The organism is Paenibacillus sp. FSL R5-0517 (assembly GCF_037974355.1).
In the GTDB taxonomy this organism is placed as follows: Bacteria; Bacillota; Bacilli; order Paenibacillales; family Paenibacillaceae; genus Paenibacillus.
The window spans coordinates 4,053,358-4,067,739 of record NZ_CP150235.1; the positions used below are offsets into that span (position 1 = coordinate 4,053,358).

Consider the following 14,382-nt stretch of genomic DNA (forward strand, 5'->3'; position numbering starts at 1 on the left):
ATCACCCCTCTAACAAGTATTCATTCTGAATCTTTAATTTTTGAATTGTTGTGGAACCGGTGTTGGTTAAAACAATCACTGGACTTGCGCGTTCATCACCCAAAGAAATTACTTTGATTTTTTCCGGAGAATGAATAATAGTTTCTTCCAGCATGTTTTCATCGCTTTCCGGAAAGGGATGTTCGCCCATTTTGATTGGAATAGTCAGTTCCCCGTCGAATAGAATCTTTTCGATATCAAGAGTACCGGCATATCTTCCGATGTATCTTCTTCCTGGTAAATCGTCGAATGTGAATACGATATCCCCTTTTTTAGCATTAAAAAGAGCCGCCACTTGGGCGACTCTTCTATGGTAGTCAAGGGTGGAATCATCAGCCATGACTATACACTCCAAATTAATTACTCTCGGACCGTAGGTGCTTCCAAAGTCGATTTCTCCGTCACGCCCTGCAATCTCAACACTGTAGTCCCTCGTTGGCGGCAACACTGGTATGTTATGTTTCTTCAACCCAAGCCCGATTGATCGGAAAGACTTTCCATCCGCTGTTGCATCAATCATCAGCCTTTACCTCCCCTTGCCTGCATCCTCCGCATCAAATTATCACGTTCACTCCAGAAGACTTTCGCAGCCGATTCGTCCGCGATATAAGTATCTCCTGATTTAATTACGAATTGATTACTGGTTCTCTCCGGATTTACTCCGTTTGAACCTTGAGGAACTGAGAACTCAGGCATTGTGAAGTCTAGTCTGTGCATTCGTAGGTTTAGGAGATTAAACAACGAATCCTGTTGTCGGTCATTAAGGATAGCTTCTCCAGCGTGCGCAATAACCGGGACAGCCGCACCGCGAGGACCTTTGACTACTCCCCCTTCACTAAAATGCTGGAGTTTGCCTGTGTCTTTATCGATTCCATATTTCTTACGAATGGCATCGTTTTGTTCTTGAAGGAGTCGCATGGTTTCAGCATCGCCACGAGCTTTAGCTGCATCCCAAGCATCCTTGTTAGCGTTATAGGTGTACAGATCAATTTCCTTCTGATATGAAGAGTCCTTCGATGCAGTTCCAGGAGCCAATGATCCACCAGCGACACCAGTCACTCCAATTGCAGCACTTGCCGCAGCAATCTGATCAAGACGACTCTGATACTCCAACACAAATGCATCAAGCATTCCGAGGATCGTTTCGTTCTTCTCGCTCTCCTTCAAAATCTGAATGTTTTTCAAATTCTCGGCAGACAATTCAGTATTTGAAGAAAATTCATCATAGGTTGCTGAAAGATTATCATAATGCGATTTAGCATCTTGAATTTTATCGTCAAAATCTTTTTCGCGAGTTGTTTTCTCCTCTTGTAAGGCCGTTTTCTGATCCTCAAGCGCCTGTTTGGCAAGCTTGCGACCATGTTCTCTATCCATTTCTTCAATGTCTTTTTGCACTTGTTCTCTCTCTTTGATACCTTCTGGCCCAACAGCTGACTGAAGTTTTTCCAGACGCGCTACTTTCTCCGCACGCAACCTTTCAAAGTCATCCTGATCATTAGTTCGCTCCATAGATTGAATCAAATCATCGATGGCTTTGATTTTGGCTTCTTGTGCTGAAGTAAAGGCGTCTTTCTCAGCTTGGATACGTTTAATTTCCTCATCTCTCGCGCTGTCCAATAGCTTTTTCTGCTTGGTTACCGATTCAGATACTGCCTTGGTCATTTCGTCCATAAGTTTTTTCTTTAGATCGTAGACCTTCTCATCCGCATCCATTCGTTGATCGCTTCCAACCAGGTAAGCTGCCTGAAGCTTCATATACTCAGCAAGTTCCTGCTGAGTAGTCATTTCACCGATGGCCTTCAAGTGGTTAATTCGTTTCTCAGCAGCAGAATAGTATTCTTTGTCCAGATCATTTCGTTGCTTATATATTTTCTGTTCAAGATCCCATTGCTGTTCAGCAGATAAGGTTTTATCAGCCTGCATTTTTAGGTACTCTTGCAGCTCCCATTTCATGATGTCTACTTTTTGAGCACCGGACATTTCCATTTTCAAAGCTTCTTTAGTCATCCACTTCTCTGAGAACTCATAACGAGACGAAATCAGTTTCTTGGAAGTGTCTTGATACATTTTCTCTGCTTCAGCTCGTTGTTCTGCTTTTAGCGTAGTATCATTTCGCATCCGATTGTAAGCCTCAGCCTGCATTTGATAAATCTCAACCTCAGACTTACCTTGACGCTCCATCTGATCCGTTTGTTTATCAATCCAATTCGTTGAATTTTTAAATTTCAGATCCGTAACCTTATTGGTCAGGTCATACACTTGTTTAGCTGATTCGACACGCTGCTCCTCAGTTAGGGCAGTATTTTTGAGCTGTCCCTGATAAAACTGAAGCTGCGTCTTGGTCATTTCCATCTCGGAACGACCTTGTTGACGCATGCGTTCAACACGAGCTTCCATATTGACCTGTGCGGTATCAAATTGGTCGCTGGCATACTGATCCTTCATGTCTTCTTTCTCGGACTGCACATCCCCGATTTTCTCAGTCAGGCTTCGTCGCTTATTAGTCAACTCATCTGATTTCAGCCCGGATTGTTCGATCATCTGACGCTGTTCCTGCATAAGTTTTTGAATTTCTGTTTTGAGTTTCAACTGAAGCTCATACTTAGATTTGTACTCCTGTGAGTCTTTCTTCAAATTTTTCTGACGTGCCTCGGATTGTTTCAAAGCCAGCTCTTTATCCGAAATTTTCATATCTTTGATTCCGAGTTTACTCTCCAGTTCTGAAACATCGATGTTATAAAGTTCATCACTAATCCGAAGCAGTTCGCTATCAGCAGTGTTTTTTGCATCCTTTAATTGCTTTTGTGTAGGCGTAGTTGTAGAAGCCTTTTGTGGAGAATAATCAGCCAATACTTTATCAACATACCCCACATCTCCGTATACATTGCTTTTATAAACTTTCTTGTATTTCTCTGAATACGCAGCCATATCAGCCTTATTGTATCCACCAGACTTTTTGAACCAATCAATAATTCCCGATCCCATGTTGTATCCGCCCAGAGCCATGGCGACATCTCCACCAGATTTCTTCAGTAACTCGGAGAGCATCTTAGTCCCTGCATCAATACTCTGTTTTACTGTCGCATTGTTCATGCCATTGACTTGCATGACATTGGTTACGCCCCTAGCTCCAAAAGTTGATTCGCGTTGGATCACAGCAGCGACAAGGTATGGGTCAACATTAAATTGATTAGCAGCAGCATTAATCTCAGAAGCGTATTTACCAGCATACTTCACGCCACCACTGGCCTGAGAAACAGTTGCCGAACCCGGAGATGCGTTATCAATAGATACACCAGGAACACGAGTTGCCCCGTTGTATTTCGGTGCCCAGTAGCTGCTATTCAAATCCGAAACCTTTAATCCGGATTCCCCCATTTGAATAAACTTGCTATCACCCATATAAATACCAACATGTGAGTTGTCTTTGCCATTCGTATTGAAGAACACAAGATCTCCAACTTGAATATTTTTCTTTGATACCGCAGTTCCCGCTTTAGCTTGTTGAGCTGCGGTACGTGGTACCTGTACTCCGATTGTTTCAAACATCTCCTGCACAAACTGCGAACAATCTGAATAGGCTCGTTGTTTGAAGTCATCAAACGAACCGGTAAATTCACCGCCTATTTTCTTGTATCTCATCACACCGGAGTTTGCCAGATCTACAGCGGTGGATAGCATTCTAGTAATATCTGAAGACGGTGACCCAATTGTTGTTATTTCCGCCTGTGATGATACGAGTTGTGACGGATCGTTGTATCCTTGCTCGTAAAGCTTCTGTTCCTCCAGCAATGCCTTACGCTTTTCAGCGAGTATATCAAGGTATTCTTTGGACGACTTCGCAACTCTTTTCTGTTGTGAATCCAATTTTTCCAAGGACTTGTTGTAGCCTTCAATCGCCTTCTGTAAGTCCGTCATAATTTCTACGGTTTCTTTTTTCGCTTTGTTATTGTCTTCTACCCCGTAAGTGTCATCTTCCAGAAGCTTAGTCATGGCTTCGATCTGGTCATTACTTAACTGTAGTTGACCAGCATATTTTTTTACGACGTCGTTTAACTCATTAAGTTTTTGTTTTTTAGCTTCAAGTTGCTCATTGGCCTTTTGTTGAAGAAAATTAGCTATACCTTGATTCATAAGCTGTGTGCTATTTAATTCAGAAGCATTCTTCTTCTGTTCTTCGGTGATTTTTTTTTCAATATCTTTGATTTTCTCGCGTGCTTCAGCAAAGGTTGAGATAGATTCAAACTCTTGCCCATAAAATTGAATTCGTTTTAAACTCTCCAGCGCCACACTGCGCGTTGTATCCCTCTCTGCTTTCAGATCATCAATTGCTTTCTTGATTTTTGCTTGCCTCAATTTTTCTATAATTTGACCTTCAAATATCCAACCATCCGTTGTTTTTCGTATCTGTGAAGCTAATTCAGGATATTTCAAAATCAAGTCTGCTACAGCAGATGCACTTAAAGACTGTCCTTTGGAGAGTGTGTCTGCAACTTGATTCAGCTCAGAAACAGAAGAAATACTCGCTTGAACGGATTCTCTCAAAGCCTTGGTCTGCGCAACCAGTTTTTCGGTCAGTTCTTCAATCGTATCCGAAGCCTTACCGTTTATTCCAGCTAAAGCATCTGTCTCCTTTTGAGCTTCAACAGATTCGACTGTCATTTGTTGCATCTGAACATTCGCATCACTTAATGATGCCTCAAGTTCGCGATTTTTGGTCTCTAAAGAGTCCAGTTTCAATCGTAAATTCTCCAGTTGGTTGGATGATTCGTCCACGCTTTTGAAACTGAAGATGTTCTTCATAAACTCCACGCCGCCAGCGATCAAACTATTTTCAAGAGACTCTATCTTCTCCTTCGTTATTTCAATAGCTGCGATGTTTTCATTCATTTGGTTCTGTAAACCGTTTTTCTGATCTTCTAATACAGCTTTTCTGGCTTCCCTTTGCTTATCAATGAGCGAATTAAGCGCAGCAATTTGTGTTTGAGTTGCCTCATCCGTGAACCCCGCAGCTTCAAGCTGTGCCAATCCTTCTTTACCTATTGTCATCGCCAGAGCCTTAGATATCTCTTCCAGTTGACGTTTCGCCTGTTCCTGTTTACTTGTGGATAGCGTTCCGCCATCAATCATCGCTTTTAAGGAATTATGAGCGTTGACCATCTTTGGCAACAAATCAATCTGACGTTGATACTGACTAATCATTTGTTGACTCGCTGAATCGTTGTCCTTCATCATCTGAATCCGATCACGTTCTGCTTTTTCGGCTTCCCCACTTTTCATCGCAAAAATAGCAATAGCACCGACCAGCAGAGATAGTCCCGCAGTTGCCGCCGCCATGGTAACCGTAGCAGCAGCCTGCGCCCTGCTCAATGCACCGGTTGCCACTGTTGCCGTGGTGGTCGCTACAGCTTGCGCTTCCCTTGCGGCTGTCTGTTGAACTGTGGAGATAGTTACGCCTTCGCTGGAAACGATATTAACCGTATTTGCTGCTGAATTAGCTGTTGTTGCAGTTGTACTTGCGACTGTTGAAACAGCTTCTTGCGCTTTGGCAGCATTCAGCACTTGAATTGCCGCAATTACAGACGTAATCGGACCGCTGAGGGCTTTATATGCCAGCAACAAACCGCTCAACCCTGCGGCAGCAGCGTATACTCCTGTAGGGATTTTTGTTAGTCCAATTAAAAGTTGGTCAATTCCGTCTAACACATCTTTAATCATCTGGCGTAATCCATCTTCGCCAGCAGTATTAAAGATTTCAAGCAGTGAAGTTCTGGTTTGAGCTGCCTTGCGTTGGATCGTATCCATTTGAACGGTCAGATACTGCATTGTAGATCCGGAAGAGCCAACAGACGCAGCAGTTCCCAGCAAGATATCCCCCACGTTAAGCGATGCGGCAAGTTTTGCATACTGGTATACCCCACGAGAAATATCCGCATAGGATTGTGTGAGGTCATAGTTTTTGTCTGTCACCTGAATGGACAAATCTAATAGGATGTCCTCGGCCTTCCGCCACTGTTCTACCCCATCAACAACTTCCTTGGTTTTCACACCAAGTCGTTCAATCTCATCCACCGCTTTATCCGTCCGTATTGTACCAAGGACCGTTTTCCACATGTTACCCAAGTTCTCCCCGGATAAGGCAGTGTTCCGCACACCTGAGGAAATGAGACCGTTCATTACATCAAATGATACGCCTGTTTCAGCGGCTATTTTACCAGTACGTTGAAATGCAGCTCCAAGATCACGCGCCGGTGCCATTGTATCGTGTGCAACCTTAGACCAGGAGTCTAAGACCCGATTACCAATAACCATAGCTTCGTTGGCATTGGTGATATGGACTCCATATTGAGACATTACAGATTCCATGGACTTGGTAGCGTCCTCAAGCTCAACCATGTCCACCGTGGACAACTTGGTAGATTGACGCACAAGCTCTTGAACAACGTTAACATCTTTGTACATCCGACCCCAGAGACGAGCTGATTCCGTAACATCCAGAATGTTTGATCCAAGTTCATGGGCCGTTTGAATGAAAGCTTTCGTCTCACGGTTGAGCTTTTGTGTATCCATAACCATCTTGTTCGTTCCATCTTCGAAATGCACAAAATAGTGTTCGTTGGTCTGGACGTACCCCGCCATGTTGGATTCAATATCCACCAAACCCTCTTTCATGGCTTGAGTGACTTCGTGCATTGCTTTATACATCGTGTGGAAGACCACGGCATGTGTGGCCATATCTCCTAATCTGCCAATCCAACTTTTAGAGACAGCATCCATTGTGGACCCCATCCGTTTGGTTTGCTGTTCAGTTTGAGACAAAGCTTGCCGAATCCGTTGTTCCTCTTGCAAGACCTTTTCCCGGAGAGCTTCTTCTTTTCGCTGGCGTTCTGTCAGAGCAACACGTATCTTCTGTTCCTCTTGCAGAACACGTTCCCGCGTGCGCTCGTCTGTACCCGTACCGGTTGCTTTCGCAGCCTCTTGCCCGGACTTAACTGAACGATTTTGCAATATCTGCATTTTTTGCTGATGTTCACGTTCGGATTGCTCAATCTGCTGGTTACGCCGTTTGATCAATGCTTGCTGCGCCTGCATCTTAGCATCAATTAAACGATTTGTTTGCTCCAATTGTTGAGCCTTAGCGCCTAGTAAGGCTGTTTGAGCGAGTTTCTGCTTATGTTGAGCTTCAACTTCAGCAAGTATCTTTTGTCGACGTTGATCCGCAGTTAAGGCCATCTTATCCATTGCTGATGATATATTCTTGTATGATTTCTCAGCCGTGGATAACTCAGCATTCAGCGCCTTGAATGCATCCGCATTCCCCTTAGCCCCTGTATCAATGTTTTTAAATGATTGTAGCACCGTACCGGTGTCTAATTTTATCCGCGCAGCAACGACATCTCTATTTGTACCCTCTGCCATATTGCCTCCTTCCTACCTTGGCTGGAAGAAACCAAGATCGGATAAGTATTTTGCTTTCTTCGGCTTTTTATTTTCAACCGAACCGCCATGAAGAGTGATTTCGAATTCACGAGAACGTTGTTTTTCATTCATCAGTGCTCGTATTTTAGGTATGGTCATATTTGGCCACTCTGTATCAGATATACCGTTGCTGATACAGAGTGCCCATAGACCCATCCAGTCCGTTCCTAGTTGATCTACTTCACCATCATCCGAATCCTCGTCATCTTCATCGGAATCAGGATCTGGAGGAAAAGACTCCTTATAGAAATCGATCCAAAACGTTATCCAAAGCCTGGATGCCCTCCATGTCTACTTGTTCATACTCTTCATCCGCTAGGCCCTCAACAAAAATCAGATCGAAGGCTTTTTGATACGCCTGCTCAATAGCCGGACAGTCAATAGCTGGGATATCCTGCTCACCAACTTGCGTTGCTTCAATAGGATCACGTCCAATTACATAGCTAAAGCGAATACCCCCGAGGTTCTTCGCATGCTGCCGTACTTCCCGGATCAATTTTATTGTCCCGAGCTTGATAGTCTTATGGATACCTTCAGCCAGACGTACGGTGCTGCCAATGTTTAAAGTCTGGTCCAATGTTTTCTCTTCTTGGGTTTCAGCTGCTTGTTCTACTTCGCTCATGTTCATTCTCCTTTTAATTGAAAAGTGGTTTTTACCAAAAAAAGAACCCCACCGATTACCGGCAGGGTTGTGTGTGATATTTTAAATTCCGAACTTGATAGTCATTGCATGACCATTCGGGTTATCTGGTGTGCGTTCAGGCTCCATGACTTGCAAATCCATGGTGGAAGTATTAGCTTTTTTACGTTCTTGGGATACGTCAAGCGTACCACCGCCCAAGGCTTTGTAAATGGTGAGCTGGCATTGAATCTCATTGTTCGTTTTGTCATCGATCAGTTTGAATCTGTGCGTGAATTTGAACGCTGTTGGGCGACGAGTTCCATCAAATGAAGTTTCAGTCCCCTGGTTAGACCATTTGTAGGTAACAAGAAGCTCTTTGTCATTATTTGCAGCGGTAGATTCAATCACTCCCTCAGCAGTGATTGTGTATTGTTGATCAGTCGGTGTTGAAGCCACACGGGTAAGTTGAGTCAATGCATCTGTATCCGGGTCTTTAATATAGACTTCATCACTATCCGCTACCAATGTTTCTCCGAAGGCCAGTTTGTATTCGCCATTCTTCAGAAAAGCTGTTTCTGTTTCGTCAAACACAATTTCTTTCTTCTCTGTTTTACCACCTTGAGACATATCAGCGATTGCCGCAGAGTAACGTGGTACTTCAATGCTCACTTTGTCTTGTAGATCCCCCGCTGTGTAGTGGAATGCATATCCACTGTCGCCGCCCATGACTGCCTGCCAGTCAAATTGCAGTTGTAACGTAACCTTTGTCACCTTGTCCTCAACGTACTTAATTGTTCCATCCAAATTACGGGCTACGATTGTTCCTACGCCATCAAAAACGAGTGGTCTCATATTTATCCTCCTTGGGTATAGAGTTGATTAAACAAGCTCCCAGAGCCGTGCATCAATCTCTTCAATTCGTTTATATTCCTTCGTGTCTTCATACCCTTCAACCGGTTCCTTGCCATCCATCAATCCGAGTTTTTGTGCGAGACGAACCTTTTCTCGGATCAACTTCTCCAGCTCAGGAAATTCTTCCTTAAGTTCCGGTTTGGTATTTGTTACTTCCGCTTGTTTTTCAGACATATCCTCACCTCAATTCATTCGGAGATAATCAACATCAAAAATTGCCTTGTATCCTTTTACACCTTGGATGCCAGTTGCAAAATCAGCATCATAGGTTAGTACACAGAGGTATGTCGCCCAACCTGGCATCGTAATCCGTTTATCGTGCAGCACGCTAAATACTCTCTCAAAAATCACCTTCGCTGCATATCCTGTCCCAGCATAAAAATCAAGGCAAAACTTGCCCTCAAACACCAATTGATTAGGCGAGAACCGACCAGGCATCACATACTGGCAAATATGTGGTACTGTCTCATTACTTACAACGATTTCCGGCTCCATTCCTTTGGTAAACCTCTTCACTACCTCAGTAGAAGGAGATGAAGAGTCTAGCTCAAGTAACTCCATAAGCTCAGCGTCACCTTTAAGCGCATGCTGAACTGCATCCAACAATTTAAGACTCAATCTCTCACCTCCCTGAAGTAACGATGATACGGAAACTCGGTTATGACACGACTAATCCCGTTTAATATCCGATCACGATTGGATTCAAGAGCTATACGCATAAAATAAGTAGGAGGAGTGGCTTTGAACGAAGGATCAAGGTCCCCGCGTTCTGCCAACTCCTCCAAATCTACACCTGCGTATCCGCCTTTGGACTTTTTAATAGTTCCATCGATGGCTCGGTAAGTACCTCTACCCCGGCCCACAACAACTCGACTTCCCTTTGACCTCAACTTGTTCCATGCTTCACTGTTCATGTAACTTACCAGACCCGGGTTTTGACTCGGTCCAGCCATAAGTGATCCTTTACCAAACTGTTCCAGCCAGGCTTGCCAGTAATCAGCGGTGATGTCTCCTGAAATCATTTGGTTCGCTAGCACGATCATTTGCATCTCCAACCGCTCACGGACAGCAGGGTAGTACCGAATGCCGGTCTTCGCAGTAAGTAATACGATTTTCGTTAGACCTGTGATTTCAACCGCCAACTTGTTTTCCAAGTCCTTCGCTGCACGCTCAGCATCATAACCGGTAATCATCGCCTGTCCTCGCATAACTGAATATGCAGAAGATTCGGATACTTAATCCGATCCACTACGTCCACTTGATATTTCTTACCAGCAATCACGATACGGTCTGGACTTACCAATGACGGATCACTCGGTTCCCTGGCATCAACACTGGTCTGTAAAAGAAGAACCAGCGAAGTTGTAGATAGAAGACCAGGTTCTTCTTGTCTCAGCTGAGCAGAGACATGTTGAGCGAAACCAATGATATCCCCGGCTACGAGTGTAAACTCAGGTTTGCCCTTTGGATTGTCATTCGTATCGAACTCCTGCATGTACCGCTGGACTTCCGCGGTAACGTTCGTTTTAATCAAGGAGCAATATTTGTCTTTGGTTGTGGTGTAACGGAGAGTTTGAACCAAGAATGTCATATCATTCTGCACTACATCCCCAGGTAATATAGGGGACTTAGGAGCAAAAAGGCCGTTGTACATGTACTCTTTACCGAGAACCGTGGTCGCCTTTGTTTCTCTGGACAGAATGACTTTATCCTGTTCCCCATTTACAGTGCAGGGAGAATGTCTGTGAGCGAAATCTTTAAACATTAGAAACGCCGCCTTTCCTTCTCCCTAGTGGGACCAGATAACATAAATAATGGAGCATCCAAGGTCTCTTGAAAACTTGAGATCAAGCCGATGAACTCATTCGCCTCATCAACCAGTTGTGACGCACGTCTATCCCAATTGACTGCCTGATTTTCGAAAGAGAAATCGAAATCTTTCATCGTTTTTTTAATTCTCGCAGCCATAGATGGAGCCAGTATAGCAGCAACCATACAAATAGCTGCTGCATATACATAGGCTTGATCATCACCAATCAAATCAGCGTAATCTGGAACTCGCTTTACAATCCTCGCTTCAGCGATTGGTAAAACAGAAATAGCGTCTATTCCGGAGTCAGATATTACATCCTCACCAACGCCTAGACGCCCTCTTATTTCTTCGTGATATGTTCCTGTCGTAAGTATCTTATTCGCCACCATCGTCACCGCCAGTTGCAGCAATGGCCTCTTTCAATTCTTCGATACCCATTTTTGTATAGCCAGGGATCTTCATTTCCTTCGCAACAGATTTCAATTCTTTCAGTTCATCATCCGAATCACTATTTTGGATGTCAGATTGCAGTTCATCAATCTGCGCCAAAAGTTCAGCCTCGCGCTTCTTTGATTCGTCCAACTCTTCCTGAAGCATTAATTCTCGTTCCGATTGGGTGTGCGTAGAAATTGAATCGACTTCAACAATCTCTGCCAGTAACTCACCAGTTGCTGCATTGCGAACTTGCTTTTTAGCAATCTCAACAAGTCCATCAGGGGCATCTTTTACGAAGTCCCCTGCGTTGTATTCACCAACAGCATCAACCAAAATTTTCACAGTAGTCATAGGTTATTCCTCCCTCACGCCACTGTAGCAAAAATGTGCCAGTTGACGTATTTCAAACGTGGCAGCACAGTTGCCCCGTTTATTACTTGCCATTGGTCAGGGTCGCCTTGAATCAGTTTAGCAAGTGCGAATTTTCCGGTGTGACCTGTAAAGATGTCTTCGTAGTTGTTCGGGCTCGTCACTAGGTCCATGATAGAACCTGTCATACCTTGACCAATGATAATTACGGCGTTGTCAGGGATGAACGGGAAGAATGTTCCTGTATCGTCAATATATCCGCCATCATATACTTCGTATTGAAGACCATTCAGGTTTTGGCTGACGATTTCTGAAAGCGAACCATCCGTTACAATATCTTTGCCGTAGGTGAATTTGATCAGATCGCGGATTTTTTCGTTTTGCTTCAGGTAACTGTCTACTTTTTTATTAGCTACAACCTTAACACCTCTTGCGCCACTCCCCCGGAATCTAAGAAGCCATTCATCTAGATTTTTCAAAGGATCAGCAGTTGCGATATTGTTCCAAAGGACATCAGCTGTAGGCTTGTTATTTGCCGGAACGCCGTAGTCGATTGTCCGAGAAGGTTTATTTGCAGTTGCTGGAACAACAAGGTTGCCTGTAAGTGATTGCCAACGCATCCACTCGAATCGAGTTTCAAGACGTTGGTTGAGATTTACCATTTTTTCAATCATATATTCTTCGCTCCAAGTTTGCTCAAGACTGTTTCCAGGCTTGCGAAGGGTAGCGATTTTTTCTCGATCAATGATCGCTTTTTCACGCCATTCCTGATTGGTGAACTCCATTTGTTTCACAACAGGAGCGGCATGGATCGGTGAAGGATCATTGAGTCCAGTAGGTGGAGTCATGCCGGTATCGTCGTAGGTAACGTCATATTTAATTGTCAGCCCGAGTTCTGGTTTGAAATCCACACCATTTGTCAGAATTTGAGCACCTCGAAAACTGTTAATATCTGTACGAATGTTCTGAACAACTTCCGTTAGGAAGTACGGGTCGAGTACGTTTGCCATTTAATTTGTTCCCCCTTATACAAAGTAGCAAAGTTTCAGCGCTGTTTTAGCCGCTGTATCAATGCCTGTAATTTTAGATTCAGTGAAAATACCAGCAATCCACGCAGAAGCACCGATATCGGTAAGTGTAGTATCCTGATCATTGTCCAAAATGCAAACAGCGATTTGCGAACCGTCAGAAGCTGAGGAGAGATAAGGAACAAATTTATTGGAAGCAGTAACCCTCCCAAGGATAGTCCCCTTTTTAATCACTCCGTTTCCTTTTTCAAGCAACACACCGCCAGGAATCCGAGCTTGCAAGTCCGTGGAAGCAAGAACTTCAACAAATTCCTGTGTGTAAATCTGACCAGGTCCCGGTGCACCGTTGTATTGAGATCCAATCATATTACTTATCCTCCTTCAGCAGATTACTTCTGCCGGTATTTTTGAGGGCAGCTATAGCATCAGCTCTAGCCATTTCTTTTGCGGCTGTTTGGAGTTGTTCTGGTGTCTTTTGACCAGCAGCCTGCGCGTTAGTTGGCGCTGTTCCATTGGCAGCTCCTGCAGGAAGATCAGGGTTATCACCCTCAGTATGACGACCACCACCACCCAATGCAGCTTGAGCCTGAGCTTCGTAAGTCGCGCCGATTTTTTCAATCTCAGATACTGGCAAGTGGGACAGCATAGCTTTCATAGTTTCCGTATTAAAAGCTTCTCCCAACGCACGTACACCAGCTCCGCAAGCTTGCTCCGTAACCTTTGTCTTGTAGACTGCACCATCAGCAGCCTGAGCGCTAAGTGTAGCCAACTTTGAGGTAATGTCCGCATCATTTTCAACGCCCAGCGCAGCCCGGACTTGTCCGAGTACACTATTCGCAGCAGTCAGCGCGATTGTTTGAGTTTGTGATGCTGCCAAAGCAGCCTTTTGTTCTTCTGTCATAGTGTCATCTCCTTCGGCCTGTGTTTCGGCCACATTGTTTTTTTCTTGCTTGATTACGAATCCATCAAGACCGGATTTTCCGCTAAAAGAATAAAAGACACGTCCGCCGCTAGGAAGCGACTTCGTATCTTCTGATAAAGCTTCCCATTTCACAGTTGGCTGTTGCTCAGTGGCATTGCTCATCCCCACTACTCCAGCACCTGGATAAGCACCGTCAAAGACGAGTGAGTTCTCCATAAGATCACCGTCATTAATATCAACAGTGCAGAGTTTTGTGTCATACTCTCTGCCGCGTATGTGAGGGCAATTCCCGCCGAAATATTCCTGACCACAGATGGAACACGTTTGGCTACTTACCGTGAAGCCGATTGAGGTATCAAAGATCGTTCCGGCATCAATACCTTCCGCTATCTGATCTATCTTGATGTCTCCGACCTCTTGGCCCAGCTTCATGTAATGGTCGGCATATAATGCCAGTTCATCGCCATCCATTTGCAATCGGCTGTCAAAGGTTCTGCCGAGTGGAATTGTCATGATGCCTAAGTTGGCCCATGAGTGATCCAGAAGCAGTGACACACCTTCTCTGGCTTGGACAGCCATCTTTCGAAGGAAGTTCGGTGTTAATCGGTAAAATCGGCGTGGGATGATTTGATCCCCCACAAGTTTTGCAGGAAACACATAGGCTTCTTCTTCTGTGAGTGGAACACGCGCAAGTTGATTAATTCTCGCTAATTGCTCGGTTGTTGGCTTTGCCATTTACTCCTTTTCACCTCCTTCATGTAAT

General features: G+C 44.3%; 14 protein-coding genes. All 14 read right to left on the minus strand.

The features are described from left to right. Position 1: 1 nt before the first annotated feature. Entirely contained in the window at positions 2-559 is a 558-nt protein-coding gene (locus MKX40_RS17865; protein WP_339234598.1) for a phage tail domain-containing protein, read from the minus strand. Then, a complete protein-coding gene (locus tag MKX40_RS17870; RefSeq protein WP_339234600.1) occupies positions 559-7,458 on the minus strand; it encodes an NlpC/P60 family protein in 6,900 nt (2,299 codons plus the stop codon). Before MKX40_RS17870 ends, MKX40_RS17865 begins: the two co-directional genes overlap by 1 nt. 12 nt (positions 7,459-7,470) lie before the next feature. Beyond that, positions 7,471-7,674, minus strand: coding sequence for a hypothetical protein (locus tag MKX40_RS17875; RefSeq protein ID WP_036672080.1), 204 nt, complete (start codon positions 7,672-7,674; stop codon positions 7,471-7,473). A gap of 85 nt (positions 7,675-7,759) precedes the next feature. Continuing rightward, entirely contained in the window at positions 7,760-8,140 is a 381-nt protein-coding gene (locus MKX40_RS17880; RefSeq protein WP_339234603.1) for a hypothetical protein, read from the minus strand. An 81-nt stretch (positions 8,141-8,221) separates the two neighbouring features. After that, on the minus strand, positions 8,222-8,992 hold the full coding sequence (locus tag MKX40_RS17885; protein WP_339234606.1) for a hypothetical protein: 771 nt from the start codon (positions 8,990-8,992) through the stop codon (positions 8,222-8,224). A 27-nt stretch (positions 8,993-9,019) separates the two neighbouring features. Further along, positions 9,020-9,226, minus strand: coding sequence for a hypothetical protein (locus tag MKX40_RS17890; RefSeq protein WP_339234608.1), 207 nt, complete (start codon positions 9,224-9,226; stop codon positions 9,020-9,022). A 9-nt stretch (positions 9,227-9,235) separates the two neighbouring features. After that, entirely contained in the window at positions 9,236-9,670 is a 435-nt protein-coding gene (locus MKX40_RS17895) for a hypothetical protein (RefSeq protein ID WP_339234610.1), read from the minus strand. Next, complete coding sequence (locus tag MKX40_RS17900; RefSeq protein ID WP_339234612.1) at positions 9,667-10,245, minus strand: hypothetical protein; 579 nt, start codon at positions 10,243-10,245, stop codon at positions 9,667-9,669. Before MKX40_RS17900 ends, MKX40_RS17895 begins: the two co-directional genes overlap by 4 nt. Then, entirely contained in the window at positions 10,242-10,817 is a 576-nt protein-coding gene (locus MKX40_RS17905; protein ID WP_339234614.1) for a hypothetical protein, read from the minus strand. Before MKX40_RS17905 ends, MKX40_RS17900 begins: the two co-directional genes overlap by 4 nt. Next, positions 10,817-11,275: a hypothetical protein gene (locus tag MKX40_RS17910; RefSeq protein WP_339234617.1), complete on the minus strand. Its 459-nt coding sequence runs from the start codon at positions 11,273-11,275 to the stop codon at positions 10,817-10,819. The genes MKX40_RS17905 and MKX40_RS17910 overlap by 1 nt, the downstream gene beginning before the upstream one ends. Then, the gene (locus tag MKX40_RS17915) at positions 11,241-11,651 is read right to left on the minus strand and encodes a hypothetical protein (protein WP_339234619.1); all 411 of its coding nucleotides are present in this window, start codon (positions 11,649-11,651) and stop codon (positions 11,241-11,243) included. Before MKX40_RS17915 ends, MKX40_RS17910 begins: the two co-directional genes overlap by 35 nt. A 14-nt stretch (positions 11,652-11,665) precedes the next feature. Then, positions 11,666-12,679, minus strand: coding sequence for a major capsid protein (locus MKX40_RS17920; protein ID WP_339234621.1), 1,014 nt, complete (start codon positions 12,677-12,679; stop codon positions 11,666-11,668). Positions 12,680-12,694: 15 nt separating this feature from the next. After that, positions 12,695-13,063, minus strand: coding sequence for a head decoration protein (locus MKX40_RS17925; protein WP_339234622.1), 369 nt, complete (start codon positions 13,061-13,063; stop codon positions 12,695-12,697). 1 nt (position 13,064) lies between these two features. After that, complete coding sequence (locus tag MKX40_RS17930) at positions 13,065-14,354, minus strand: hypothetical protein (RefSeq protein ID WP_339234623.1); 1,290 nt, start codon at positions 14,352-14,354, stop codon at positions 13,065-13,067. Positions 14,355-14,382: the final 28 nt, after the last annotated feature.

Excerpts from the sequence above, each read along its gene's own strand:
- MKX40_RS17865 (WP_339234598.1), bottom strand. The coding sequence starts at position 559 with ATGATTGATGCAACAGCGGATGGAAAGTCTTTCCGATCAATCGGGCTT.
- MKX40_RS17870 (WP_339234600.1), bottom strand. The coding sequence starts at position 7,458 with ATGGCAGAGGGTACAAATAGAGATGTCGTTGCTGCGCGGATAAAATTA.
- MKX40_RS17875 (WP_036672080.1), bottom strand. The coding sequence starts at position 7,674 with ATGGGTCTATGGGCACTCTGTATCAGCAACGGTATATCTGATACAGAG.
- MKX40_RS17880 (WP_339234603.1), bottom strand. The coding sequence starts at position 8,140 with ATGAGCGAAGTAGAACAAGCAGCTGAAACCCAAGAAGAGAAAACATTG.
- MKX40_RS17885 (WP_339234606.1), bottom strand. The coding sequence starts at position 8,992 with ATGAGACCACTCGTTTTTGATGGCGTAGGAACAATCGTAGCCCGTAAT.
- MKX40_RS17890 (WP_339234608.1), bottom strand. The coding sequence starts at position 9,226 with ATGTCTGAAAAACAAGCGGAAGTAACAAATACCAAACCGGAACTTAAG.
- MKX40_RS17900 (WP_339234612.1), bottom strand. The coding sequence starts at position 10,245 with ATGATTACCGGTTATGATGCTGAGCGTGCAGCGAAGGACTTGGAAAAC.
- MKX40_RS17905 (WP_339234614.1), bottom strand. The coding sequence starts at position 10,817 with ATGTTTAAAGATTTCGCTCACAGACATTCTCCCTGCACTGTAAATGGG.
- MKX40_RS17915 (WP_339234619.1), bottom strand. The coding sequence starts at position 11,651 with ATGACTACTGTGAAAATTTTGGTTGATGCTGTTGGTGAATACAACGCA.
- MKX40_RS17920 (WP_339234621.1), bottom strand. The coding sequence starts at position 12,679 with ATGGCAAACGTACTCGACCCGTACTTCCTAACGGAAGTTGTTCAGAAC.
- MKX40_RS17925 (WP_339234622.1), bottom strand. The coding sequence starts at position 13,063 with ATGATTGGATCTCAATACAACGGTGCACCGGGACCTGGTCAGATTTAC.
- MKX40_RS17930 (WP_339234623.1), bottom strand. The coding sequence starts at position 14,354 with ATGGCAAAGCCAACAACCGAGCAATTAGCGAGAATTAATCAACTTGCG.